This is a genomic window from Neptuniibacter sp. QD48_55, assembly GCF_047778115.1.
In the GTDB taxonomy this organism is placed as follows: Bacteria; Pseudomonadota; Gammaproteobacteria; order Pseudomonadales; family Balneatricaceae; genus Neptuniibacter.
Genome location: NZ_CP180555.1, coordinates 2,147,100 through 2,173,438 on the forward strand (window position 1 = coordinate 2,147,100; position 26,339 = coordinate 2,173,438).

General features: G+C 44.6%; 22 protein-coding genes. 16 read left to right on the forward strand and 6 right to left on the reverse strand.

Features of this window, described 5'->3' with window-relative positions; all coding sequences use genetic code 11:
* The first annotated feature begins 214 nt into the window (after nucleotides 1-214).
* The 11 genes from ACMXYW_RS09895 to ACMXYW_RS09945 all read left to right on the forward strand — a co-directional run bounded on the left by ACMXYW_RS09895 (nucleotide 215) and on the right by ACMXYW_RS09945 (nucleotide 14,316).
* Nucleotides 215-1,024 (forward strand): ABC transporter ATP-binding protein, encoded by an 810-nt coding sequence (locus tag ACMXYW_RS09895; RefSeq protein WP_415903918.1) that lies wholly within the window; start codon nucleotides 215-217, stop codon nucleotides 1,022-1,024.
* Entirely contained in the window at nucleotides 1,021-1,773 is a 753-nt protein-coding gene (locus ACMXYW_RS09900; protein ID WP_415885072.1) for an ABC transporter ATP-binding protein, read from the forward strand. The genes ACMXYW_RS09895 and ACMXYW_RS09900 overlap by 4 nt, the downstream gene beginning before the upstream one ends.
* Before the next feature lie 67 nt (nucleotides 1,774-1,840).
* Nucleotides 1,841-3,049: an ABC transporter substrate-binding protein gene (locus ACMXYW_RS09905; protein ID WP_415903919.1), complete on the forward strand. Its 1,209-nt coding sequence runs from the start codon at nucleotides 1,841-1,843 to the stop codon at nucleotides 3,047-3,049.
* Nucleotides 3,050-3,129: 80 nt separating this feature from the next.
* The gene (locus ACMXYW_RS09910; protein WP_415903920.1) at nucleotides 3,130-4,017 is read left to right on the forward strand and encodes a branched-chain amino acid ABC transporter permease; all 888 of its coding nucleotides are present in this window, start codon (nucleotides 3,130-3,132) and stop codon (nucleotides 4,015-4,017) included.
* A gap of 9 nt (nucleotides 4,018-4,026) precedes the next feature.
* A complete protein-coding gene (locus ACMXYW_RS09915; protein ID WP_415888504.1) occupies nucleotides 4,027-4,953 on the forward strand; it encodes a branched-chain amino acid ABC transporter permease in 927 nt (308 codons plus the stop codon).
* 43 nt (nucleotides 4,954-4,996) lie between these two features.
* The gene (locus tag ACMXYW_RS09920; RefSeq protein WP_415903921.1) at nucleotides 4,997-6,643 is read left to right on the forward strand and encodes an acyl-CoA synthetase; all 1,647 of its coding nucleotides are present in this window, start codon (nucleotides 4,997-4,999) and stop codon (nucleotides 6,641-6,643) included.
* A gap of 60 nt (nucleotides 6,644-6,703) precedes the next feature.
* The gene (locus ACMXYW_RS09925) at nucleotides 6,704-7,453 is read left to right on the forward strand and encodes an electron transfer flavoprotein subunit beta/FixA family protein (protein ID WP_415903922.1); all 750 of its coding nucleotides are present in this window, start codon (nucleotides 6,704-6,706) and stop codon (nucleotides 7,451-7,453) included.
* 11 nt (nucleotides 7,454-7,464) lie between these two features.
* Nucleotides 7,465-8,391: an electron transfer flavoprotein subunit alpha/FixB family protein gene (locus ACMXYW_RS09930; RefSeq protein WP_415903923.1), complete on the forward strand. Its 927-nt coding sequence runs from the start codon at nucleotides 7,465-7,467 to the stop codon at nucleotides 8,389-8,391.
* A 132-nt stretch (nucleotides 8,392-8,523) separates the two neighbouring features.
* Nucleotides 8,524-10,296, forward strand: coding sequence for an acyl-CoA dehydrogenase (locus ACMXYW_RS09935; RefSeq protein WP_415903924.1), 1,773 nt, complete (start codon nucleotides 8,524-8,526; stop codon nucleotides 10,294-10,296).
* A gap of 355 nt (nucleotides 10,297-10,651) precedes the next feature.
* On the forward strand, nucleotides 10,652-12,208 hold the full coding sequence (locus tag ACMXYW_RS09940; RefSeq protein WP_415903925.1) for a methyl-accepting chemotaxis protein: 1,557 nt from the start codon (nucleotides 10,652-10,654) through the stop codon (nucleotides 12,206-12,208).
* A gap of 8 nt (nucleotides 12,209-12,216) precedes the next feature.
* Nucleotides 12,217-14,316, forward strand: coding sequence for an EAL and GGDEF domain-containing protein (locus ACMXYW_RS09945; protein WP_415903926.1), 2,100 nt, complete (start codon nucleotides 12,217-12,219; stop codon nucleotides 14,314-14,316).
* Here ACMXYW_RS09945 and ACMXYW_RS09950 read toward each other — a convergent pair.
* Nucleotides 14,308-16,239: an ATP-dependent DNA helicase RecQ gene (locus tag ACMXYW_RS09950; protein WP_415903927.1), complete on the reverse strand. Its 1,932-nt coding sequence runs from the start codon at nucleotides 16,237-16,239 to the stop codon at nucleotides 14,308-14,310. The two genes, ACMXYW_RS09945 and ACMXYW_RS09950, sit on opposite strands and share 9 nt — an antisense overlap.
* A gap of 240 nt (nucleotides 16,240-16,479) precedes the next feature.
* Here ACMXYW_RS09950 and ACMXYW_RS09955 point away from each other — a divergent pair, with 240 nt between their 5' ends.
* Nucleotides 16,480-16,689: a hypothetical protein gene (locus ACMXYW_RS09955; protein WP_415900756.1), complete on the forward strand. Its 210-nt coding sequence runs from the start codon at nucleotides 16,480-16,482 to the stop codon at nucleotides 16,687-16,689.
* 170 nt (nucleotides 16,690-16,859) lie between these two features.
* Nucleotides 16,860-17,576, forward strand: a complete 717-nt coding sequence (locus tag ACMXYW_RS09960) for a YebC/PmpR family DNA-binding transcriptional regulator (RefSeq protein WP_415885083.1) — start codon at nucleotides 16,860-16,862, stop codon at nucleotides 17,574-17,576.
* 331 nt (nucleotides 17,577-17,907) lie between these two features.
* On the opposite strand, the gene ACMXYW_RS09965 is transcribed toward ACMXYW_RS09960, so the two are convergent.
* The 4 genes from ACMXYW_RS09965 to pdxB form a co-directional block, all read right to left on the reverse strand.
* Nucleotides 17,908-18,471 carry a hypothetical protein gene (locus ACMXYW_RS09965; protein WP_415900755.1) on the reverse strand — a complete coding sequence of 188 codons (564 nt, stop codon included), beginning with the start codon at nucleotides 18,469-18,471 and terminating at the stop codon, nucleotides 17,908-17,910.
* Nucleotides 18,472-18,858: 387 nt separating this feature from the next.
* Nucleotides 18,859-19,971: an ATP-NAD kinase family protein gene (locus tag ACMXYW_RS09970; RefSeq protein ID WP_415903928.1), complete on the reverse strand. Its 1,113-nt coding sequence runs from the start codon at nucleotides 19,969-19,971 to the stop codon at nucleotides 18,859-18,861.
* Nucleotides 19,964-20,671 carry a flagellar brake protein gene (locus tag ACMXYW_RS09975; RefSeq protein ID WP_415903929.1) on the reverse strand — a complete coding sequence of 236 codons (708 nt, stop codon included), beginning with the start codon at nucleotides 20,669-20,671 and terminating at the stop codon, nucleotides 19,964-19,966. Before ACMXYW_RS09975 ends, ACMXYW_RS09970 begins: the two co-directional genes overlap by 8 nt.
* Nucleotides 20,672-20,723: 52 nt before the next feature.
* Nucleotides 20,724-21,854 (reverse strand): 4-phosphoerythronate dehydrogenase PdxB, encoded by a 1,131-nt coding sequence (pdxB, locus tag ACMXYW_RS09980; RefSeq protein WP_415903930.1) that lies wholly within the window; start codon nucleotides 21,852-21,854, stop codon nucleotides 20,724-20,726.
* Nucleotides 21,855-21,961: 107 nt separating this feature from the next.
* Here pdxB and ACMXYW_RS09985 point away from each other — a divergent pair, with 107 nt between their 5' ends.
* From ACMXYW_RS09985 to trpB, 3 genes are all read left to right on the forward strand, one after another.
* Entirely contained in the window at nucleotides 21,962-22,267 is a 306-nt protein-coding gene (locus ACMXYW_RS09985; RefSeq protein WP_415900751.1) for a hypothetical protein, read from the forward strand.
* A gap of 238 nt (nucleotides 22,268-22,505) precedes the next feature.
* A complete protein-coding gene (locus ACMXYW_RS09990) occupies nucleotides 22,506-24,113 on the forward strand; it encodes a methyl-accepting chemotaxis protein (RefSeq protein ID WP_415903931.1) in 1,608 nt (535 codons plus the stop codon).
* A gap of 159 nt (nucleotides 24,114-24,272) precedes the next feature.
* The gene (gene trpB / locus ACMXYW_RS09995) at nucleotides 24,273-25,475 is read left to right on the forward strand and encodes a tryptophan synthase subunit beta (protein WP_415896446.1); all 1,203 of its coding nucleotides are present in this window, start codon (nucleotides 24,273-24,275) and stop codon (nucleotides 25,473-25,475) included.
* Between the two features lie 55 nt (nucleotides 25,476-25,530).
* Here trpB and ACMXYW_RS10000 read toward each other — a convergent pair whose 3' ends face one another.
* Nucleotides 25,531-26,325 carry a UDP-2,3-diacylglucosamine diphosphatase gene (locus tag ACMXYW_RS10000; protein WP_415903932.1) on the reverse strand — a complete coding sequence of 265 codons (795 nt, stop codon included), beginning with the start codon at nucleotides 26,323-26,325 and terminating at the stop codon, nucleotides 25,531-25,533.
* Nucleotides 26,326-26,339 lie beyond the last annotated feature (14 nt).

Here is a 26,339-nt window from a genome sequence, read left to right on the forward strand (position 1 = left end):
ATGAGAGATAACTTACTAATAAACCAGTATTTCTCTATACCGAATGTAACACAAACCGAGATTGCAACGGCGACTTGTTACATTTCGTTAGATTACAAAAATAGTTAAGCAAACTTTCTCCATTAATCTGGCTGCCACATAAAAACAAAAATCGAAAATTATCTATCTGAAGCTGTAGCGGACAAGGTAATTCAAGGAAAAGAGTAGCGCCACGATGACTCAGCCTAAGCAAGACTTCATTCTGGAAACTCGGGATCTGACCAAAGCGTTTAAAGGCTTTACTGCGGTTGATGATGTCAATCTAAAGATTCAACGAGGACACATTCACGCACTTATCGGCCCTAACGGCGCAGGTAAAACCACCGTATTCAATTTACTGACCAAATTTTTGCAACCAACGACCGGTCAGATCTTGTTTAACAATGAGGATATCACCTCGATGCAATCTGCAGCGATAGCACGCAAAGGGGTTGTCCGTTCATTCCAGATCTCTGCTGTTTTTCCTCACTTAACGGTTCTAGAAAACGTTCGTATTGCCCTGCAGCGCAAAGAAGGCAATAGCTTTCACTTTTGGCGTTCTGAAAAAATTCTCAACCATTTAAATGCGCGTGCTTTAGAGCTTCTCGAATCTGTAGGTTTAGAGAGTTTTGCCAACAGCGTTACCGTGGACCTGCCTTATGGTCGCAAGCGTGCGCTAGAGATCGCAACCACGTTGGCCTTAGAACCTGAACTCATGCTGCTTGATGAACCAACACAAGGCATGGGGCACGAAGATGTAGATGTAGTGACCGACCTAATCAAAAAGGTCTCTGCCAATCGCACAATTCTAATGGTCGAACACAACTTACATGTGGTTTCCAAACTTGCTGATCGCATCACCGTACTGCAACGAGGCGCTATTTTAACCGAAGGCGACTACGACACTGTTTCCGCAGATCCACGCGTACGTGAAGCTTACATGGGTACTGCAGCCGAAGAAGTTGAAGCTGAACAAGCCAAACAAAAAGCGGAGGCTGTGGTATGAATCAGGCCGTTAACTTACAGAGCAAACACGAACCTGTTCACGGTAATCAGCGCGAAAAGCTTCGTATTAATAATCTACATGCCTTTTATGGCGAGTCGCACATTCTCCATGGCATCGACCTAACGGTTAACCAAGGTGAATTGGTAACCCTATTGGGCCGTAACGGTTCCGGTCGTTCAACCACCCTAAAAGCCATTATGAATATGGTCGGCAAACGTACCGGCAACATTGTGGTCAATGGCGAGGAAACTATGTCCTTGCCTGCGCATAAGATTGCCCGTTTAGGCCTAGGCTTTTGCCCGGAAGAGCGCGGCATTTTCTCAAGCCTTAATGTTGAAGAAAACCTCATGCTGCCACCTCAAGTTCGCTCTGACGGCATGAGTGTAGAAGAGATCTACGAAATATTCCCAAACCTTTACGAACGCCGAACCAGTCAAGGCACACGTTTATCTGGTGGTGAGCAACAGATGCTCGCCCTAGGCAGAATTTTGCGTACTGGCGCAAACATCCTATTGCTGGATGAAATAACTGAGGGCCTCGCCCCCGTCATTGTGCAGAAACTGGGCGAGGTTCTTAGTCTCCTCAAAGAGAGAGGATTAACCATTCTGCTAGTCGAGCAAAACTTCCGCTTTGCAGCGCCTATTGCTGACCGTCACTACGTGATGGAGCACGGCCACATCGTTGAAGAAGTTCATGCTCATGAGCTCGAAGCTAAAACAGATTTATTAAATACCTATCTAGGTGTTTAACAGTTAAAGAATAAAAACAACATAGATACGACCTTTGAGTAGAAGGTACGGCAACTGGAGCGAGTCAATGAAGACATTTAAAAAATCACTAATCTCAGCAGTTATCACAGGCGCAATGGCAACAGCGATTTCAGGTGCTGCACTGGCAGAATCTGACGGCAAAATTAAGCTGGGCATTTTGGCAGATATGGGTGGTACTTATGCCGACATCTGTGGTCAAGGTTGTGTAACCGCAGCAGAAATGGCGATTGAAGATTTTGGTGGTAAGGCACTTGGACAAGAGATCGAACTAGTTACAGCTGACTCGCAGCTAAAACCAGATATCGCCTCTTCTATTGCGCGTAAGTGGGTAGAAGCTGAAAACGTTGATGCAATCGGTGGCTTAGTTTCTTCTGCGGTATCTGGCGCAGTATCGAAAGTTAACCTGAATGCTAAAAAGCTAACACTGATCTCTGGCTCAGCATCCAACACGTTCACAACTAAGAGCTGTAACCCTTACAACGTTCACTGGACTTACAACGTTGTTGCCCTAGCAAACGGCACGGTAAAGCCAATGGTTCAAGCGGGTAAGAAGAAATGGTTCTTCATCACAGCTGACTACAGTTTTGGTCACGCACTTGAAGGTGTTGCATCCAAGGTAATCAAAGAAAACGGTGGTGAAGTTGTTGGCACTATCCGCGCTCCTCTAGGCACTACAGACTTCTCTTCTTATGTTCTTCAGGCCCAAGCTTCTGGTGCAGACGTAGTTGCTCTAGCGAATGCTGGTAACGACACAGTGAATGCGCTGAAAACAGCCTCTGAATTTGGTCTAACGCAAGAGATGGATGTTGCTGGCCTATTGGTATTCACACCAAACGCTCAAGCAATGGATGCGGATGTTGCTGGCGGCATGCGCTTAACGTCTGGATTCTACTGGGACATGGATGAGAAAACGCGTCAGTGGAGTCAACGTTTCGAAGAGCGTCACGGTGCTATTCCAAGCATGATTCACGCAGGTGTTTACTCTGTAACAACTCACTACCTAAATGCAGTTAAAGCGGTAGGCAGTGATAACGCAGAAGCGATCGCTAAGAAGATGAAAGAGACAAAACCTGATGACTTCTTCGCACGTAATGCAACTCTACGTCCAGACGGCCGTATGGTACACGACATGCTGTATGTAGAGATTAAGAAAGCAGCCGAGCGTAAAGATCAAAACGACATCTACAAAGTACTGAAGGTTATTCCAGCAGATGAGGCTTACAGCCCAATGCTAACTCAGTGCAACTTCTCATAAGAAAAACGCGTGGTGGCAAATGCTATTCGGCTTTGCCATCACCCCTGCTCCATACATCCCTATTGGATGACTACAGGTAGATGATTGTTATGTTTGATATTAACCTCTTTGCCCTATTTGGCCAGTTATTGGTTGGGTTGATCAACGGCTCATTCTACGCCTTGCTTAGCCTCGGACTGGCCATTATCTTCGGTCTGCTGAAGATAATTAACTTCGCGCAAGGTGCACTCTATATGCTGGGTGCATTTATCGCTTTTCTTGCCCTGAAATATATGGGCATAAACTACTGGGTGGCTTTGATCCTTGTACCGATCTGCATTGGCGCGATCGGCATATTGATGGAACGCTTCCTTATCCGCCCTATCGCTAATGAAGATCACCTCTATAGCCTACTGTTAACGTTCGGCTTAGCTCTGATTATACAAGGTGCTTTTACCCATATGTTTGGCTCTTCTGGCATGTCATACGCCATTCCTGAAGAACTAAAAGGCGGCAATCGCCTGCCATTTATGTATCTGCCTAACTACCGAGCGTGGATCATTATCGCTTCCGTAATTGTTTGTTTCGGCACTTGGTGGATGATCGAAAAAACCAAACTGGGTGCCTACCTACGAGCGGGTACGGAGAACCCACAGCTGATGCAAGCCTTTGGGATCAACGTGCCATTGATCGTCACCTTGACCTTCGGTTTCGGCGTTGCTCTTGCAGGCTTTGCCGGTGTGATGGCCGCTCCAGTCTATTCTGTATCTCCTGATATGGGTTCAAACATCTTAATCGTGGTGTTTGCCATCGTAGTTATCGGTGGAATGGGTTCTATCGGTGGAGCCATCCTTACTGGCCTTGGTATGGGTATCGTGGAAGGTCTAACCAAATATTTTTATCCCGAAGCCTCTACCACCATTATCTTCTTGGTGATGGTTATAGTGCTGCTACTCAAGCCAGCCGGTTTATTCGGTAAAGAAGCTTAGGAGATCGGTATGAATAATCAAAAATTAAACATTGCTCTGCTGGTTTTAGCGCTGATCGCACCAGCAGCTCTTTACCCAGTATTCCTAGCTAAAGTCCTGTGCTTTGCACTATTTGCCTGCGCATTTAACTTATTGCTTGGATTTGTAGGACTACTTTCCTTTGGTCATGCGGCGTTTTTAGGAACAGGTGGGTACATCACCGGTTACCTCATGATCAATAGCGGTATTACACCTGAACTTGCCATTCTTGCAGGTACTGTTGCCGGCGGCTTATTAGGTGCGATTTTTGGCAAGCTTGCGGTTAAGCGCGAAGGTATCTACTTCGCCATGGTGACCTTGGCTTTGGCACAGTTAGTATTCTTCCTCTACCTACAAGCACCCTTCACTAATGGTGAAGATGGTATGCAAGGTGTGCCTCGTGGCGAACTGTTTGGGTTACTAGACCTAAGCGATAACTACACCATGTATTACTTTGTGCTGGCCATCTTTGTATTCGGTTACTGGATGATCAACCGCACCATTCATTCACCATTTGGCCAAGTATTAAAAGCAATTCGTGATAACGAAGCCCGAGCGACTTCATTGGGTTACGACGTTAATCGTTACAAATGGATTGCCTTCATCATCTCATCTGCTTTGGCTGCACTAGCTGGCTCGACCAAAACGCTGGTTTTCCAATTGGCATCGTTAACCGATGTTCATTGGCACATGTCAGGCGAAGTCATCCTTATGACACTTGTTGGCGGCGTAGGCACGATCTTCGGCCCAGTATTAGGTGCAGGCTTTATCGTCAGCATGCAGAACTACCTATCTGGTGGCGAGATGGGTAACTACATTCACATCATTATGGGCGCTGTTTTTGTGGTTTGCGTTTTGAGCTTCCGCAGCGGAATAGTCGGCCAATTCATCAAATTTAAACGTAATAACTTTAGCTAAGCGCAAAACTGAGCGTTAGCGGTAAATAGCAAGGAGAGAGACAGTGATCACTTCAGCTTTCGAAACCGATCTGGATAAAAATCTGGCCAATTATTCTGCACTGACACCTATTACGTTTATCGAACGTGCAGCTAGTGTCTATCCAGAGCGTACAGCCACTGTTCACGGCGATATCCGCCGCAGCTGGGCCGAAACCTATAATCGTTGTAAGAAATTAGCTAGCGCTTTGAAACAAAAAGGCGTCAATCCAGGCGATGCCGTTTCAATTTTAGCGCCAAACCTAGCTGAACACTTTGAAGCGCATTTCGCCGTACCTATGTGTGGCGCTGTGCTTAATTCAATCAATATCCGTCTCGATTCAGAAGCCGTTGCATTTATTTTGCAGCATGCTGAGAGCAAGGTTCTTATTACTGACCGTGAGTTCAGCTCTGTTGTTAAAGGGGCTCTTGAGCTGATGGACCAAAAACCTTTAATCATCGATATTGATGATCCGTATTGGACCGAAGGCGACTTCATCGGCGATATCAAATACGATGATTTCCTCAAGCTTGGTGACGAAAACTTCACACCGCACCACGTGAATGATGAATGGAACGCCATCACGCTCAACTACACATCAGGAACGACAGGTAACCCAAAAGGGGTTGTATACCACCATCGCGGTGCTTACCTAAACGCTATCAGTAACTCCATTTCATGGGGTATGGGCCAGCACCCTGTGTATCTGTGGACCCTACCCATGTTCCACTGCAATGGTTGGTGTTTCCCATGGACAATCGCTGCTATGGCAGGTGTTAATGTCTGCCTTCGCCATGTCCGTGCAGATCATATTTTCAATGCCATAAAAGAAGAGAAAGTTGGTTTCTTCTGTGGTGCACCTATCGTTCTGAACATGCTTAATTCCGCTGATGATGAACTTAAAGCTGGCATTGAACATCGAGTAAACGTGATGACTGCAGGTGCAGCGCCACCAGCAGCGGTTATCGCAGGTATGGAAGCCCTAGGCTTTAGCGTAACCCATGTTTACGGCTTAACAGAAACCTACGGTCCTTCTGTTGTGTGTGCTTGGCACGATGAGTGGAATGACAAAACGGCTGATGAGAAAGCGCGCTTAAAATCTCGTCAAGGTGTCAGAGCGCCAATGCTTGATGGCCTAATGGTTGCTGACCCAACAACAATGGAACCTGTGCCTCAAGATGGCGAAACAATGGGTGAGATTTTCATGCAAGGAAATCTTGTAATGAAAGGCTATCTAAAGAACCCAGAAACCACTGAGAAAGCTTTTGAAGGTGGTTGGTTCCACTCGGGTGATCTAGCGGTATGGCATGCAGATGGCTATATCGAGATCAAAGATCGTTCTAAAGACATCATCATCTCAGGTGGTGAAAACATCTCCTCTATCGAGGTAGAAGATGTTCTATACCGTCATCCATTTATCCAAGAAGCTGCGGTAGTTGCTAAGAACAACGAAAAATGGGGTGAAACACCTTGTGCTTTCGTTGCTCTAAAAGAAGGTGCCGATTGCGGTATTACAGAGAAAGAACTGATCGATTTCTGTCGTGAACATATGGCCCACTTTAAAGCACCGAAGGATATTGTTTTCGGCCCGCTACCTAAAACATCAACCGGTAAGATCCAGAAGTTCCTACTTCGTGATCGTGCCAACGGTACAGAACCTCAAAAATCATAAAACTTATAACACCAGAGTGAAAACCTAGGAGCACTGCTCCTAGGTCGGAGAGGTAAACAGATGAAAATTTTAGTTACCGTAAAACGCGTGATTGATTACAACGTAAAAGTGCGCGTTAAAGCAGACAATACCGATGTAGATCTAGCCAACGTCAAGATGGCGCTCAACCCTTTTTGCGAGATTGCTGTAGAAGAAGCTGTTCGTCTAAAAGAAGCTGGTAAAGCAGACGAGATCGTCATCGTATCGATCGGACCAAAAGCCTGCCAGGAACAGATTAGAACAGCCCTAGCTTTAGGTGCAGATCGTGGTATTCAAATTGAAACAGGTGAGCTTCCTGAATCACTGAATGTAGCGAAACTATTAAGCAAAGTGATCGATGAGGAGCAACCTGATCTGGTCATTATGGGCAAACAAGCGATTGATAGCGATAACAACCAGACAGGTCAGATGTTAGCGGCGCTAACCGATATGCCACAAGGCACATTTGCTTCAGAAGTTAAGGTCGAAGATGGCAAAGCTGTTGTTACACGCGAAGTGGACGGCGGTCTACAAACAGTCGAGCTCAAACTACCAGCAATCGTGACCACTGATCTTCGACTCAACGAACCTCGCTACGCTTCTTTGCCAAACATTATGAAAGCTAAGCGCAAGCCTTTAGCGGTCAAATCCCCTGCGGACTTAGGTGTAGAGCTAAAAAACCACACCAAGTTGTTGAAAGTCACGCCACCAGCAGAGCGTGCAGCGGGCATCCGAGTAAACAGCGTTGATGAATTGATCGAGAAACTTCAGAACGAAGCAAAAGTAATTTAAGGGGGTGATATATGACTATTCTCGTTATTGCAGAACATGACAACCGTACACTAAAACCAGTCACTCTCAACACGATTACAGCAGCGACACAAATCAGTGGTGATATTCATCTATTGGTTGCGGGCAGCAACTGTAAAGCTGTAGCCGTTTCAGCCTCAGAGATCGCTGGTGTTAGTAAAGTCTTACTTGCTGATGAGCTAGCTTATGAATACCAGCTTGCAGAAAACATGGCTAAGCTAATTACCGAGTTAGGCAAGGACTATGATCATATCCTCGCGCCAGCCACTACCTCAGGGAAAAACTACCTTCCACGCGTTGCAGCGTTATTGGATGTGGTTCAGATCTCCGATATCACCGCAGTTGAATCAGCTACTACGTTCCAGCGTCCTATCTACGCCGGTAACGCGGTCGCAACCGTAGAATCATTAGATCCGATTAAAGTTATCACCGTACGAACAACCGCTTTCGACGCTGCTGAAACAGGCAATTCGGCAGAGATCTGTGAGATATCGATTGCTCATGATGCCCAGCTATCAAGCTTTGTTAGTGAAGAGGTTGCTGAGTCTGATCGCCCTGAACTGACTGCTGCCAACATCATTATTTCCGGTGGTCGCGGCATGGGTAACGGTGAGAATTTCGGTCTGCTAGAACAAGTAGCAGACAAGCTAGGCGCTGCCGTAGGTGCATCCCGCGCAGCGGTTGACGCCGGCTTTGTTCCAAACGATATGCAAGTAGGCCAGACCGGTAAGATCGTCGCGCCAGAGCTTTATATCGCTGTTGGTATTTCAGGTGCTATTCAACATCTTGCAGGAATGAAAGATTCCAAAACCATTGTTGCTATCAACAAAGATGAAGAAGCACCTATTTTTTCCGTCGCAGATTATGGCTTAGTTGCTGACCTGTTTGACGTGATGCCAGAGCTACAAAATAAACTGTAGCTCCTTTGATGCGGGCTGGGTACTTGTCGCCTTTTTACCCAGCCCGCCTTTTTAAAGTAACAAACACGATACAACTTAAAGAGCCGCTTGGATGTTTTTATATAGCCGCTCTAATCAAGAGATGAGAGATTTATGAGCACTTATACTCCACCACTACAAGATGCCAGCTTTCTACTAAACCATCTGATCAACCTAGATCAACTATGCAGTGAACAAAACCTAGACGAAGTTAACTCTGAGCTAGCCAATGTAATCGTTGAGGAAGCAGGTAAATTAGCCTCTGATGTTTTAGCCCCTTTAAACTGGGTAGGCGACCAGAACGGCGCTACAGTTGCAGATGGTGCAGTACAAGAAACCGCAGGCTTCTCCGATGCCTATCAGCAGTTTGTCGAAAATGGTTGGGCTACGCTAACGGGTCCTGAAGAGTTTGGTGGCCAGGCGCTACCCAATGTCATAGGTACAGCCGTAAATGAACTGTGGCATTCGGCCAATATGGGCTTTGCACTCTGCCCTATGCTAAGCCAAGGCGCTGTAGAAGCTCTGATTGCGCATGGTAGCGACGAATTAAAAGCACAATACCTACCACAACTGATTAGTGGTGAGTGGACCGGTACCATGAACCTAACTGAACCCAATGCAGGATCAGATCTGGCAGCGGTAGCCTCCAAAGCCATCCCTGAAGGCGATCACTACAAAATTACGGGCCAGAAGATCTTTATCACTTGGGGTGATCACCAGATGACATCGAATATCGTGCATCTAGTGCTTGCTCGTCTGCCAGATGCACCTGCCGGTGTTAAAGGCATCTCCCTGTTTATCGTGCCTAAATATCTTTTAGATGATCAAGGCCAACCAGGCGAATTAAATGACCTAAGCTGTGTATCCCTAGAGCACAAACTGGGTATCCATGGCAGCCCAACCTGTGTAATGAGCTTTGGTGATAACGAAGGCGCAATCGGTTACCTCGTAGGTGAAGCAAACAAAGGCCTGAGCTACATGTTCACAATGATGAACCATGCTCGCCAATCGGTAGGCTTACAAGGTTTGTCTATTTCCGAGCGTGCTTACCAACAAGCACTGCAATACAGCCAAGAACGCTTCCAAGGTAGCAATCCTGATGGCAGCAAAATAGCTATCATCAATCACCCAGATGTACGTCGTATGTTGATGGCGATGAAATCAGGCAATGAAGCCATGCGCGCTCTTGCCTATACCGCAGCTGCGGATATCGACCGCGCACATCATGGCGATCAAACCAGCAAATCGCGAGTAGAGTTTTACACGCCTATTGTTAAAGGCTGGATGACTGAACTGGCACAAGAGCTAACATCACTGAATATCCAGGTTCACGGCGGCATGGGTTTCATCGAAGAAACTGGTGCGGCGCAACATTACCGTGATGCACGTATTTTACCGATTTACGAAGGTACTACAGGAATCCAAGCCCTTGACCTTATTGGTCGTAAAACACTGTTTGATAAAGGCGCTGCGCTAACGCAACTGCAAGCCGATGTTCAAGCCACAACTGAACTTCTACTTCACTCAGGTTCAGAAGCCCTGCAAGAGCTTGGTAAAAAACTAACCACTGCTCTTCGAGATGCGACCTCTGCCGGTCAATTTATCCTAGAAAATGCAGGCAGCGATAAACAACTTATGGGCAATATCAGTGTCGATAACCTCATGATGATGGGCTACCTAACCGGTGGCTGGCTACTAGCGCAAGGCGCCATCAAAGCTGAAGAGCTAAAAGGCGCGGATAACGACTACGGCGATGATTTCCTTAACGCTAAAGTTTCTACCGCATTGTTCTTTGCTGACCATTACCTACCAAGAGTAAGCCAACATGCTGCAACCCTGCAGACTGGCTTAAATCATACTTTTGCTTTGGATATTGAACAGCTTTAGACCTCTACTTTTACGCTCTTCACGATGGTGGTGTTACCACTCCGGAGCTGTTGGGCTCCTTTAGGCTTAAAGGCCTCTTTGCCCTCCTTTTAGGAGGGCTTTTTTATATATATCTATCAATCAATTAGACCTTAAAGACTAGTATTAATAATAAACATCTGAACATTTTTTACCCATCAATTTGTTGCGCTGCACAATTGTTTGTGTCATATATGTTTAATCGAAGTACGAGATAATCGTACCAACAGTGGCGACCGAACAGACGGTCAATGACTTACGAGCCCACTGATCGCGGCCAATAAAAATAATTACATGTCGCTCCAGAAACCGAACGAAAGACACTGGAGACCAGAACATGAGCACTAATACAACGGGAATAGAACATACCTATCCAGAAAATGTTCGCTTGATTTCGACCACAGATACTCAGGGAATTATCACCTACGCGAATCCTGAATTTTGTGAAGTTGCTGGTTACTCCCAAGAAGAGCTGATTGGTCAACATCACAACATCGTCCGACACCCTGATATGCCCAAAGCAGCTTTTGGCGACCTTTGGCACCATATGAAGAATGATCAGCCTTGGATGGGCATGGTTAAGAACCGCTGTAAAAACGGTGATCATTACTGGGTTCAAGCTTATGTCATGCCTATCTACAACGATAAAGGCGAGAAAAGCGGCTACCAATCGGTGCGTACGCGACCAACAAGTTACCAGATCGAACGAGCTGAAAAAGTTTACGCAAAACTTAATAGCTCCCCTAACAAAACCGTTAAAGGAAAAAGCCTAGCTTCCCGCATTTTAGCAACAACGGCGATTACTAGCCTTTCCATGGCTGCTTGCACACTTTTACCTTTTGAATCTTTTCTCCAATACATAGCGATGTTCATCGTGTTTACGATCGCTATGTTTACGATGTATCGCCATACGCACCACCTCTCTGAAATTGCATCAACTGCGGATGGCATCTATGCTAATCCACTGGCGCAATTAGTAATGGCTGAAAACATGCATGAGCAAGGCTCAGTAGAGCTAGCAACACGAATGATGCAGGCCCGCTTAAGAACGGTAGTTGGCCGCGTTGAGGACAGCATCAAAACCCTCAATGAGGTTATGCATGAAACCGATGACGCCGTCGCTCAAACAACTTCGGGTATTCATCAGCAAAATGCTGAAAGCGACATGTTGGCCAGTGCAGCCACTCAAATGTCAGCCACAGCACATGATATTGCCGATAACACGGCGCAAACTTCTTCAGCTACTCAACATGCATCTGATCTGGCCGAGCAAGGCAAAAATAATATCAGTGTCATGTTAGAAGGTATTTCAGAGCTGGTAAGCGATGTACAAGCGGCGTCCGCATCTTCTGATGAACTTAAACATCAGGCTCATTCGATTGAACAAATTATCAATATCATCAATGAGATCGCTGAGCAGACTAATCTGCTCGCGCTAAATGCCGCGATTGAAGCGGCTCGAGCTGGTGAACAAGGACGTGGATTTGCGGTAGTCGCGGATGAAGTAAGAACTTTGGCACAACGTACACAATCATCCACCAGCGAAATTCGAAATACTATCGATTCGATACAGAAGCAGGTTGAAGAAACAGCTAACGCGATGGAGCGTTGTTCAGGTCAAGCACACAAAGGCATTGAACTTGCGAAAGAAGCTAGTCATTCATTTGATCAAGTTTCTCATGCCATGACTCAGGTTTCAGATCGATGCCTACAGGTTGCCAGCGCATCCGAACAACAAAGTGCCGTTTCAGATGAGATCAGTAATAGCATTTTGAGCATTAGAAATGTGGCTAGCTCCAATATGGATGCGGCGGATAAGACAAACCACGCTTGTGACAATCTGAAAGTGCTGGTTAAAGACCTTAATTCTCTGATGAAGACCTTCACCGCCTAGGTGCAGTCATGCATGTTGAATTAGCCACCAGACTTTCTCCGCCAGCGATCAACCACGTAGCCTTGCTGGTTGCGGCTTTAATTCTAGCCTTATTACTCGTTCCGCTATGGTATGAGATAAGGCTAAGCCGCTCGCGAGGGTTAATTTCAAAAATATCGTCAGAACTAGAGGAACTGCTAAACAACGAGCCAGTCCCTACCCTGCTCTGCACTCAAGATGCTATTTTGGGTATGAATGGTTCGGCAAAAGAGTTGTTCAATCTTTCCCCTCTGACAAAGCCTCATCGCGTAAAAAGCATCTTTCATCATCTTCCAGAAGAGCTCCATTCGGGTTTAAAACAGGGTTTCCAACACAGCCGTGTATTTAGTTTGACCCATGGTAACAGTGGTCCCCTGTCGGATATTACTGTCCATTGCACACCTAATAATGAAAACCGCTATTTAATCCGTTTACTTAAAACAGAAGCGATTAAAAAGCATGATCGTTATCGCAAAATTAAAGAGAATATAAACCAACTTTCAACCGGCGCTGTTATTACTGACGTTAACCTCAAAGTCATTGAAGTAAATACTCAATTCGAGAAGATCACCGGTTATTCAAATGCAGATATTGTTGGCCATCATATTTCCAATCTAAGCTCAGACAATAACAAGGATATCTATGAATCTATGTGGAAGGAGATATCCCGAACAGGTGTATGGTCTGGCGCTTTATGGAACGTCAAAAAAGAGGGGGAAGAATATCTACAACATCTTACGATCAGTGAGATCACAAACAACGACGGCATTGTCACTCATTACCTGGGGACTCTCTCAGACCTATCGCAAATTTATAGCATTGATAGCCTAGGTAATAGCTCATCAGTAAAGTTAATCCCGCGAATTAAGCAACTCGAAGTAGAGTTTGAATTGCTGTTGAATAATGAAGGAAGCGCAAAAGTTATTGTTCTCGACATACAACGCTTCAATACGATTCGTAACACTTATGGAACAGATATCGCCGAAAAGTTAGTCGAAGACGTTATTAAAAGAATATCGCAGACTTGCTCTGATAAAGACTATCTTGCTCAAATTGGTAGCGATGAAATCGCCATTCTTTGCAGTAGCAGTTCTCTGTACGTAAATATGCTATTGCATGAGATTAAACAAGTTATCAGCACCCCTTTCTGTATCGACGGTACTGAGGTATCCATCTCTGCTCATATTGGTTTAGCTTCTGCACCAGAACACGGTAAAAATTTAGCTGAAGTTACTAACGCGGCCACCATGGCGTTAAATTCGAAGAAAGATATAAAACAAGGGGCGATAGCGGTTTATACCCCTGCACTCAAAAAAGCATCAGTCGAAAACTTAAAAATAGAAGCCCAATTGCGGAATGCCATCAGCAGTGATGGCCTATCTCTTGTTTACCAGCCAATCTTCAACCAGCAAATGCAACTCGAGAAAGTAGAAGCCCTTTTACGTTGGACTCATTCAGAACTAGGACCCATTTCACCTGCACGCTTTATCCCCCTCGCAGAGGAAACGGGTTTAATCCGAGAGATTGGCGAATGGGTTATCAACGAAGCCTGCAGACAGCTCGGTGTCTGGCAAGAGATGGGGATTAAAACCTTCCCTGTAGCCATTAACCTTTCCGGTTACCAACTCAGCGATTACAACTTAGCCGATAGAATTAAGCATGCTTGTAAGCAATATAACTTGCAGCACGATCAACTGATTCTCGAAGTCACTGAATCTGTATTGATGGAACAGATGGAAACCGGAAAATCGATTCTTGAAGAGCTATCAAAAGCGGGCTTCAGTATCGCAATTGACGATTTTGGAACCGGTTACTCTTCTCTCGCTTACTTGAACCAATTCCCTGCCAGCATTCTGAAAATTGATCGAAGCTTTATCAACGATATCGGGACAGACTCTGATATGTGCGTACTCGATTCCATTATTCAACTGGCTCACAATCTAGATCTCCAGATCGTTGCCGAAGGTATCGAAACCCAAAATCAACTGGCATACCTTCAGAACAAAGGCTGCCAGAACTACCAAGGTTTCCTTCTTTCTAAACCTTTAACGCCAGAAACTCTGCAGCAGCAAAGCTTTGCTCTAGACTAATAACTCCGTAACCTTTTGCTTCACTTCAGAAAAGCGGACACGTTCGCAAGAACCAAAGCCTGATAGCTGCCTTGCTTTTACACGTGTGAGTAAAGGAACACTGATCCCCATTAGAAAACGACAAGCTACGCCTACAGTCAGGCGAATACTTTTACTATTAAACAGCTGATTTAATTCGTCCAAAAAGCCCATTAGCTTTGCTTCACTTGGTAGCTCTGGAACAGAAGAATAACTTAAGGTTGCAGGTTCACCACGACAGGCCGAGCAATGGCCACACTGCTCAGGCGCTTGTTGGTCATCAAAATAACGCGCTAAATTTGAAGTTAAGCACCGATCCAATTCAAAAAAGCGAATTAACTGTGCAATCCGCTGAACTTCCTTCTCCTCTTTCTCGTTAAAGTAATCAGCAAGGGATTGAGCCAAATTAGGTTCAGCAAGTTTATTGCTATCGACGGAAAAGACTTCAGTAATTTTCTTGGTTTCAAGCACAATCAATTGCTGCTCTTGCAGATACTCCATCGCCGAAACAACCCGCTGCCGATCACAACCATAATGCTGATAAAGGCTTTCAAAATCTAAATTTCCCCACACTTTTTTAAACTGGGTATGTTGGAAAATAGCTTCGATAAACTGACGTCGTTCATCTTTAAAACGCTCTAATATCACAGGCTGTTCAACCAAGAACTTGTACTTAAAATCAGCAAAATAGGAGTATTTAGGTTGAATAACACCTCGAAGCTCTAACTGAACCAACAAGGTTTTTAGCGGAAGTTGACGGATATTCGCAGCGTTAGATAATGGAGATATTTGCATCTCCCATTGCTGACCGCTCTCCTCATCCCGAATATTGTTGATCACATATTCGATGCCCGATAGCTCTGGCGTATCACCGTATACGAAACTTTCTACCGTATTAATGCCATCTAGATTAGCCAAAGTAATACAGTGAGACAGCTGCCCATCTCTACCGGCCCGACCTATCTCCTGACTGTAGTTTTCAATCGATTTAGGTAGGTCATAATGGATCACGAAACGTACATCGGACTTATCAACACCCATACCGAAGGCAATTGTTGCGACTACAACACCTATCCTGCCAGCCATAAAATCGGTTTGGATTTGATGCCTTAACTCATTTTCTAAACCTGCATGATATGCCACTGCAGCTATTCCTTGCTGCTGTAAGTAACTGGCAACCTCCTCTGCTGTTTGTTGCAAAGTGACGTACACAATACCTGCGCAGCTTTGCGCAGCAACAACTTGAGCGAGCTGATCCTTTTTATCTGCCTCATTAACAGGCAATACCGTTAAATCCAAATTCGAGCGATAAAAGCCAGTCTGAACTATATGCTCCGCAACAATATTAAAGCGCTGCGCCATATCCCTTTTAACTTTACGCGTTGCAGTAGCTGTCAGTAACAACACTGTTGGGATATTGAGCTGCTGACAATACTGCGGCAATTTCAGATAGTCAGGGCGGAAGTTATGTCCCCACTCAGAGATACAATGCGCCTCATCCACTACCAACATTGAGATTGGCACAGAGCTTATAAACTCTCGAAAGCGTTCATTTTTAAACCGCTCAACAGAGACCATTAAAATCTTAATTCTGCCTTGACGAATATCCTGCATAACCTGACGGTTTTCATCAGGTGTCAACGTCGAATCTATACTTGCCGCAGCAATCCCTTTCTCTTTTAAAAAAGCTAACTGATCTTTCATCAGCGCTAATAACGGCGATACAACCAAGGTCAAATTAGGTAGATGAATCGCCGTAAATTGATAGCAAAGCGATTTGCCTGCACCCGTTGGAAATACTGAGAGTGTCGATTGACCATCAAGTAACTGACGAATGGTTTGCTCTTGCCCATCCCGAAATTGATCAAACGAAAAATGTTGTTGTAGCGATTGTTGCAGATCCATAGAAAATTCCTTAGCGCTAAATCCATTTAGCGATGCTTGTGAAGTTATTTGGAACTATACGTGAGGCAATAGCTATCAAGCAAAATGAAAACACTTGCTCATCAAGACTCTAGTGCTTTATGGCACGTTTAGTGCTGTACAATAAACAGACAATAAAAACTAAAGGAAACTTTAATTATTTAGACATATTTAAGTGCAAAAATGCTGCACAAGCACAATGAATGTGCAATGGAGCTGATTATGGAAATTAATAAGTACTCTTCGGTCATTAGATCTCTTGTTATCGATGATAACTTCACTGCTTGGGCATCCGCCAAAGATAAGCCTTTATTCTGCGCTCAATTAGCAGGACTTGAGGGTGAACACCCTATTATCAAAGAGATCGTTTCTGGGGCTATCAATCAGATATTTTCAAGAAAGGCAGAAATTAGAGGGCATGATGTCATTTAATTAGCCTTTGTCCGCTCTAGTCTACTGACAAATGTACTTCGCTTGCTCAGATCTTGATTAAGAACCATATTTTTGTGGATTAGTTGGCCGCACATCCTAAATGCGGGTTTCCAGTTTGGCTCTGAAACGGTAGAATTTTCTTCTTTTTTATCAGTGTATGGAATATCGCAATGGGTCGAGCCTATCAAAACCGTAAAGAGTCGATGGCAAAAACATCCGATGCTAAGGCTAAGGTTTACAGTAAATTTAGCCGTGAAATCTATGTTTGTGCGAAAGCAGGCGGCATCGAAGTCGAAGGAAACCTTGCATTAGCAGGCTTAATCGAACGTGCTAAAAAGGCCCAAGTGCCTGCTCACGTAATCGACAAAGCACTAGATAAAGCTAAAGGTGGCGGCGGTGAAGATTTCTCTGAAGCTCGTTACGAAGGTTTTGGTCCTGGCGGCTGTATGGTTATCGTGGAATGTCTAACAGACAACCCTAACCGTACCTTCGGTGATGTACGTAACTGCTTTAACAAAACCAAATGTAAAATTGGTTCTCAGGGCAGCGTAAGCCACATGTTCGACCACAGTGCGATCTTCGTATTCAACGGTGATGACGAAGATGCTGTGCTAGAAGCACTAATGATGGAAGATGTAGACGTAACAGATATCGAAGCTGAAGACGGCAAGATTACTGTATTCGCGCCTCACACTGATTACTTTAAAGCGAAGAAAGCACTTCAAGAAAACATTGAAGGTCTTGACCTAGACGTTGATGAGATCCAATTTGTACCTCATAACGGCTCACCTGTCTCTGCTGACGACCTACCAATGTTCGAGAAGTTTATCGATATGCTAAATGATCTGGACGACGTTCAGAACATTTATCACAACGCTGAGATCTAATCTCTCGCTAATTCTAAAAAGCCTGCTTATTCAGCAGGCTTTTTTATTGCCTGAATTAGCTTAACCCGATAAAAAAAGCGCCGTTTACTCACGTAAACAGCGCCCAAAATCAGACCTTTCGTAAATAACAGAACCCAAACTTTCCTATGACATATCGAAAGGCCTTCCCATCTTGCAGGATGTATCTATTGACTGTGCTGCGTCTAGAAAAGTTCCATTAGTTAAATAGATTTTTTCTACAGACTTCGAATACAAATGCAATATGGGAAAATAGTATCGCCAAACAAAGGACCCGTTTACCGACCAATAAATAAACAGGCCCTTAGAAGGGTTACTTCATATTGTTCATTTCTTTGAATTTAGCCATCAAAGCAACAGGCTGCTTTTTCTTGTTGTTTTTGTTTAGAACAAATACAACTGTCTGGCCTTGAGGACCCGCTGCGATCTGAGTGAAACGGTATGGTGCTTCACCTACAGTACGTACGTCTTCCATATCTTCAAGAGTACTGAAAACATATAGACGGCCATCTTCGCCACGCATTTCGCCGTAGAAGCTTTCTGCACCAGCCATTTCGCCATTAAACATATCGATACTCGCGATACCAGACATTTTCTTTTTGTCTGCGCCAGTTAGACCGAATACCAATGTTTCGCCCTTAGGACCACCACCAATAAACACTTTACGGTAAGAAGTTTCGCCAACTGTTAGGAAAGACTGATAAGTTGCGAAATCGTCAAAAACGTAGTGACGACCTTCGTGAGAGACTTCGTATAGGTCATCATTATTTAGTTGAGCAACTTCTTTAGTTTCTTCCTGTTTCGCCTGATTTGTGTGGCAACCAGTTAGAGCAATCATTGCGCTTGCAACAACAGCGCCTGCGATCAGTTTTTTCATGGGGTGAGCCTCAATAAGTTCTTATAAAAAATATCAGGCGAAACTTTACCGAGACTCTATTACAGGAAGATGTCAGTTTGATTCATCTAACCAACTGAATGATATAAAGGTCGTTAAGAGTACTAACGCAAAGATAATATGAGGGGATGGTAGAACTAGGCATAAGCTGAGGACGAGAATCCAAAGAAACTTAATTTTATTTTTCTTTGCTCGATGTTTAGCGGTAAACAAGCGCCGATAGAAATGGTCTTTATCCGGCGTCTTATCTCTCATCCATACCGGCGCCATAAGCATAAGAAAGAATTTTAACAAATGATGAAACAAAGCATTCACCCACCGAATACAAAAAAGGCCTGTAACACAGGCCTTTAAAGCATAGCTAAGCTACTAATAATCTGCCACACGATAGAGTACAGAATCATGGTAGCCAGTTGTTACCGGTATTACCCCTGATAGCTTAGCGTTTAATTCAGGATCGCCACTGTCTACTATTAACGGGCGGCCTTCTAATTCGCGAAGTTTTGTTTTGGTCGCAATCACATTGATATTTTCTTTGCCGATTCGCTTAAGCAATGCAGGGCTCAGCTGTTGATTACCACGTCCGACAATGTGCCCTTGACCACCGATCAATGTAATAACAAGTTGGCAAGGTTCACCTTCTGTTAAATCCAGCAGTTGCTGTGCTGTACAGTCTGAAGCAACGATCTCATTATCTTTAATCAGGTCAACCCCTAACAAGGTATTTGGTAAACCCAACTGTTCCATAACAGCTGCCACTGTAGAACCCGACCCCATGACATAGTATGAATCGGGATCCATCTTTTCGATCACATCTGCGGCAATATCATCCAACACCAACTCTTCGGATTCTTTGCCGCCATTTTTTACGTGCTGCAAAAAACGATGCTCTTGAGGGACAACTAGTTCGCCATAATATTTTGCCCGCACACGCCCTTCCCGGAACGCCTCTTCATCAATATCACGGACTTCCTGATCACCTAAGGTAACTAACTCGCCTTTTACCAGCATGGCAACAATTTCACCCGCAGCTTTAGGCGTAACGGCATAAACACCCGAGTGTATTTTTACACCTGCAGGAACACCTAGAACCGGTACTTCACCGGCAATCGATTCGCAGATATTACGAGCGGTGCCATCACCACCGGCAAACAGGATGATATCAACCCCTGCAGCAACCAGATCTTTGGCAGCTCTTAAGGTGTCTTCTGTGTGAGTATTACCTGATTCGATCTCACCAACGACTAGCGGTTCAAACCCTGCTTTAACGGCAATCTCTTCGCCCATTTCAGCAGGGTAGGTAATAACTTGGATATCTAAACCTTGAAGTACTTCCAAAGCCTGAAGGGTACGTAAGCCTGCTTTAGGCTCAGCACCTAGTTCCAGAGCTTTCTTCGCGGTCTCCTCACCGTCACTTCCCTTAAGCGCGACACTGCCGCCAACTCCTGCTAAAGGGTTAATAATAAGACCGAGTTTAAACACCTATGATCTCCAAATTACCGGTTTCAATTAAAAATTGCTGGTATACAAAAGCAGCCAGAATCAGATGGGTGTCATCATCCATCTCTTCAAATTCAACACCGTGGCTCACCACTTTGGCTAAACCATCTTCTGCCGCTTGCACACTTCTTATTACAACAGGGGTTAATACCACCTGATCGGCACCTGCTACTTGAAAGCGCGTCGTGACAAATAACTTGTCACCTTGTTTACCTAGGGTAACAGGCGCATCTATACAGGCACCTTTGATACTAATATCAGTACAGTAAGCATTGATTGGCCAATCTAATCTTAGCCCTTTTCCCAACTCGAATTCATCAATCGACACCATCAAATTAACAGGCACGCGCGTATGACTTCGAATACGCCTAACCTCAGTATCGGTTGGATATTCAAGGTGCCAATAAGCAAACGGGCTGGTCTGTATTTTGAGTAACTTAGCACTGAAGGCACAGATAAAGTTACCACTCATCAAACGGACGGTCACTCGCGAACCCACGTTAATGGAATTCGAGGTACGTGGTGCTGAAACCATCATGCTGCCATTTTCACGATAGCCTAATAGCTGGACCGAATAACGCCCACGCGGAGTACGTGTTTCTATCTGGACCTTTTCCCCCACTTTGGGGTTCAGTTCAGCAAGAGTTTTAACGGATTTTAACTGTGCTAACGCTTCGGTCATTCAGGGTTCTTATAACTGCATTAATAAAGGCTATAGCTTAAGGGATTTAGGGTTAGTCTGCGAGCTGAAAACCCAGTGCCGATAGTTCTTTTGGATTCGTTGAATTAGCAACCGTTAGAGATGAAAACTCACGACGTACTCGATACTGCTTACGAAGTTGATCAAACGCTAGTTTTTGTTCGGTTTCTGGCAATTCCAACGTAGCTCTCAAGAGCTGATCATCCACCTGTGGATCATAAATCAGCGTCATTAATTCTAACGCGGTTAAACTCCCCTGCTCCTTAAATGACAATTCAGCCTCTGGAAGAAAATCGGTCAAAGGCTCTTCACACTCCACCTGCAAATACTTACATAGCGCTTGATATAGCATGTAAGTGCCCCGAATTTTTCCATCGAGGCTATAACCGGCAATATGGGGTGATACAAATTCGCAACGAGCTGCTAACTCTGCATTGACTGCAGGTTCGTGCTCCCAAACATCTAAGGCAATAAGCAGATCAGAACGCTGCTGGCCAACTTTAAGCAAAGCAGTGTTATCAATCACAGGGCCACGTCCTGCATTAATAACAATCGCATTTTCACCTAGTTTCTGGAGTTGCTCAGTCGACAGCAGGTGCTTGGTCGGGTGATCACCATCTAAGGTAAGCGGAGTATGCAAACAAAGGACATCAGCTTGCTCGAGTAGGGCATCTAGATCAGAAAAGCCAGATTCAGATTCAGCACGCGGGGGGTCATTTAGCAAAACCTTGAAACCTAACTTTTCAAAACGCTTCTGCAAACGGCCGCCAACATTACCTACACCAATAATGCCATAGGTTCTTTCCTTAGGAGCAAACTGATATTTAGCCGCCAGTTGATAGATAACACTTAATACATATTCCACAACAGCATCGGCATTACAGCCGGGCGCATTGGCAAACGCGATATCATTGTCTTCCAGATAAGTCTTATCGATGTGGTCTGTACCTATAGTCGCTGTACCGACAAACTGAACCCGGCTACCCTTTAACAGCGCTTTATTCACTTGAGTGATAGAACGAACTAAAAGTACGTCAGCATCTGAAAGTTGCTCTGCGGATAAGCCTCGACCAGCACAGAGTTTTACTTCCCCAAAACGAGAAAAAATAGCCTCAGCCATAGGCATATTCTCATCAGCCAAGATTTTTAGTTTCCGGTTCAACAATTTATCTATCTCCAGTCTTTACAAACCGCGCGATATCAGGCTCAATGCGCGGTTTTCATTGGCTATCAGCGGGCAAAACCTGCTGTCATTCTACGGATTACATCAGTTTGATCATACGCTGGCAAAAACAACAGGAATACTACATCGTTCGGATGTACCAAGACCTGGTCGGTGATTGGATTGTAACCCAAAGTTGGGGCAATTCGACTGACGATAAAAACGAGTGTAATCAAACAGTTGCCAAATCATATCAAGATGCTCGTTTTATTGTGAGAGAAATTCGTAAGCAATTAAAATCTGAGGGTTTTAGGCTTATTGCTCGCAAGGAGACCCAACTGGGATTTGAATTTGACCCTATCCATATAGATACACCCAAAAAACATGCCCTACTGTTTTCAGAAAAATTATTCTGAGCGCATTCCCTTCTATATTCCCCTACCACCGATAAAAATCTCTACTAAAGTACAGCATTTACCCTATTTTTGTGATGATATATTCGTGTATATAAGCTTGTAATACAGGCAGTTAGGGTTGTATCAAGAGATTTCTATAAACTCTTGTAGCCGTAACTATCTCCTCCCCTAAATAACAACAAAATAGGGACATTGCATGAATGGGTCCATTTCTAGCTTTTACTTTAAAAGTTTTTTTGTGGCAGTTTTTATTATTGTCATTGCTGGCGCAGCATCATTCTATTTAGGAGTCGACAGCACTGCACTGATCATTCTGATCGTCACCGCTCTTTTAGCATCAAGCCTTTCAATACTAGTGTTACACAACTCAGTTTTAGGAAAACTGAGCAAAGAAGCCTCTCTAGTTAATGCTAATAAAACTGACGAATTAGAATTACTCCCGACTTTATTTGGCGACCTCTTCAGTAATCGCCAAGGCAATGAAGATGTCAGCGCAAAACTGTCCTCCAGTGCCAACGCCAACGCTGTTGCAGCAGCAGAGGTTTCCTACTCTGCTGATACCCTAAAAACTAAACTCGACAATCAAGTTCAAGAAGTCTCTCAAATTGCACAGAACTCTGAAGAGATGACTGTGACTGTCCAACAGTCTGCACAACAAGCTGAAATTGCCGCAGATATGGCAATCCAAGCCAAAACCACAGGGGCCGAAGGCCAACAAGCGCTAACAGAAGCGATGGGTAACATTCGCGAGCTTAACTCTCAAGCCGCTGAGACATTAACACTCATCGAGCAGCTGAATGAGAAATCTCTGAAAATCCAAGATGTGACCAAGGTTATTGAAGAGATTGCTGAGCAAACCAACTTGCTTGCACTTAACGCAGCAATCGAAGCTGCTCGCGCTGGTGATCATGGACGAGGCTTTGCCGTAGTTGCCGACGAGGTAAGACAACTCGCTTCCAGAACAGCCAGCGCTACTGGTGAAGTAGAAACTATTGTTGATGAGATCCGCGCTGAAACTCAGCAAGTTGTTGCTCGGATTAAAACGCTGTCTAGTGATGTTGAAAGTGGCACTGAAGCGATGGAACTTATCAGCAATCAACTAGGGGGGATTTCAGAACAATCTTCCGCTGTAGAAGAACAAATCTCAGTTATCGCCGAAGGCGCTCGTGCCAATCGCCAGAACTTAGAAGTCATCTTTAACTCTCTGCAAACGGTTCGCCATGAACTGGAAGAAAGTGATGTAGAGGTTAGCCAACTTGCGACTCAAGCATCAGCGTTGATGGAGGCTGCTGAAAGATCCAATGCGATCTTAGCCGCATCCTCAGACCAAAACTTCCATCAACAGTTCTATCAGATTGCACGTGATACTGCTGATCAAGTAGCCGAATCATTCCAACAAGCACTATCTTCAGGGCAAATGCATGAAGGTAGTTTATTTGATCGCAACTACGTACCCGTAAATGGTACTAATCCGCAAAAATATACAACGCAGTTTGATAAATATTGCGATCAAATTTTACCAGGTATTCAAGAGCCAGCGCTTTCTCGTCATAACAAAATGGTCTACGCCATTGTGACCGACCCGAACGGCTATGTCCCAACTCACAATAATCAGTTTGCTAACCCACCGACAGGTAACTTTGAAACCGATCTTGTAAAAAGCCGAAGTAAACGCCTGTTTAATGACCGCACGGGCGCACGTTGTGGTTGCCATACCGAAACCATGCTTCTACAAACTTATAAGCGTGATACCGGTGAAATAATGCACGACCTATCGGTACCTATCTTTATCAATGGTCGCCACTGGGGTGGTTTACGCATAGGTTATTGGCCAGAAAATCACTAGTTAAACTTTCTAAAAAAGCCGCTTTCATAGCGGCTTTTTTTACACCTGAAACAATTTATTACTTAAGATTAAGTGCATATAATCTAATCATATAACGCGCATGGCGTTTGTCCGTGCTGATATCCCTTTAAAACCAATAATATAGATTGCGGGAAGAAGATGAAGAAATTTGAATTTTCCGAGATGCCAAATAAAGAGGGTTTCTTCGGTCAATTTGGTGGGCAAGAGATCCCACCAGAACTTAAAAAAATCATGGATGAGATCAACGACGCCTACGAAGAGATCCGCCAACAACCGGAATTCCAACAAGAGCTAGACACGCTATTTGCTGACTATGTTGGCCGTCCAAGTCCGATCTATCATGCAAAACGTCTAAGTGACAAATTAGGTGGCGCACAGATCTACCTAAAACGTGAAGACCTGAACCACACAGGTGCACATAAGATCAACCACTGCCTAGGTGAAGCCCTTCTTGCAAAATATATGGGCAAAACTAAAGTGATCGCCGAAACAGGTGCTGGCCAACACGGCGTTGCTTTAGCAACGGCCTGCGCACTCGTAGGCATCCCTTGTGAAATTCACATGGGCCAAGTAGATATTGAGAAAGAGCACCCTAACGTCACCAAAATGAAAATTCTTGGTTGTAAGTTAGTACCCGTCACTCAGGGTACCGCGACATTGAAGGATGCGGTGGATAGCGCATTTGAAGAGTACCTAAAAGATCCCGTTAACTATATCTATGCAATCGGCTCAGTGGTCGGTCCTCACCCTTTCCCGAAAATGGTCCGCGATTTCCAAAGTGTTATTGGTAACGAAGCACGCGAACAGTTCCAAGCGAAAAAGGGCCAGCTACCAAATTACATCACCGCTTGTGTAGGTGGTGGTTCAAACGCAATGGGGTTATTTACCGCATTTTTGAATGATGAAGCGGTCAATATTGTTGGGGTTGAACCTGCAGGGAAAGGCTTAGACACCTCAGAGCATTCAGCAACATTGACTCTTGGTAAACCAAGCTCTCTTCACGGCATGAAATGTTATGTCCTTGAAGATGACAATGGCGAACCTTTACCTGTTCACTCAATTGCCTCAGGCCTTGATTACCCTGGTGTAGGCCCTCAGCACAGCTACCTTAAAGAGCTCGGACGCGTTGAATACGAAACCGCTTCTGATCAAGAGTGCCTAGATGCCTTTATGACCCTATCTCAGGTTGAAGGCATTATACCTGCACTGGAAAGCTCTCATGCTGTTGCATGGGCAATGCGTAAAGCACCTGAACTTTCAAAAGACCAAACCATCCTTGTAAACCTATCAGGCCGTGGCGATAAGGACGCCGATTACGTCGCAGACAAACTGGGGCTGTAACCATATGTTCGATGGTGCAACAGATTTCTGTTGCACCCGCCCCACTTACAAGCCCTCATGCAACTTGAAGTTGTTTTTCCTTAACTAAATTTTTCCATTCTAAACGATCACTAAAATGCAGCAGTTTTAACTCACCAGAATAATCTTCTATAAGCGCCGAGCAGTTCTCAATCCAATCACCGGTATTTGCGTAAACCACATCGGTTGCGTCGTCATATTCTGGGTAATGAATATGACCGCAAATCACTCCATCAAAACCACGTCTTTTAGCTTCAGCCTTACACTCGGTTTTATAACGGTGGATAGCATGCTTAGCTCCGCGAATATTATCTTTGACCTGCCCTGCTAAAGAGTAAAACGGACGGCCACTGATTTTCCGTAATCGATTGGACCAGCGATTTAGGAACAGTAGGAAGTCATACGCTAAATCACCTGCCCACTTTGTCAGCCAAGTGTGCTTCATATACGCATCCATGGCATCGCCATGCATGATTAAAAATCGCTTATCCTTAACGGTCTTAAATTCATGTTCATGAATGATCTCTATAGGCCCGAAACATTGACCGTCAAAGTGACGCAAAGGGTCATCATGATTACCAGGCACGTAAATAACACGCGTACCCTGGTCAGCGAGCTCATAAAGTTTTAAAAGTATTCGATAATGTTCTTCAGGCCAGAACAGTCGGCGCTTCAATGACCATAGATCGACAATATCCCCAACCAAATACAAGGTTTCACATTTGATTGAAGATAAGAATTGATACAGATAATCAGCCTTACAGTCTTTGAAACCGAGATGAACATCGGAGATAAAAATAGTACGAGCATTGATAAGTACAGACACGGTCATAAATTCTCTCTTTA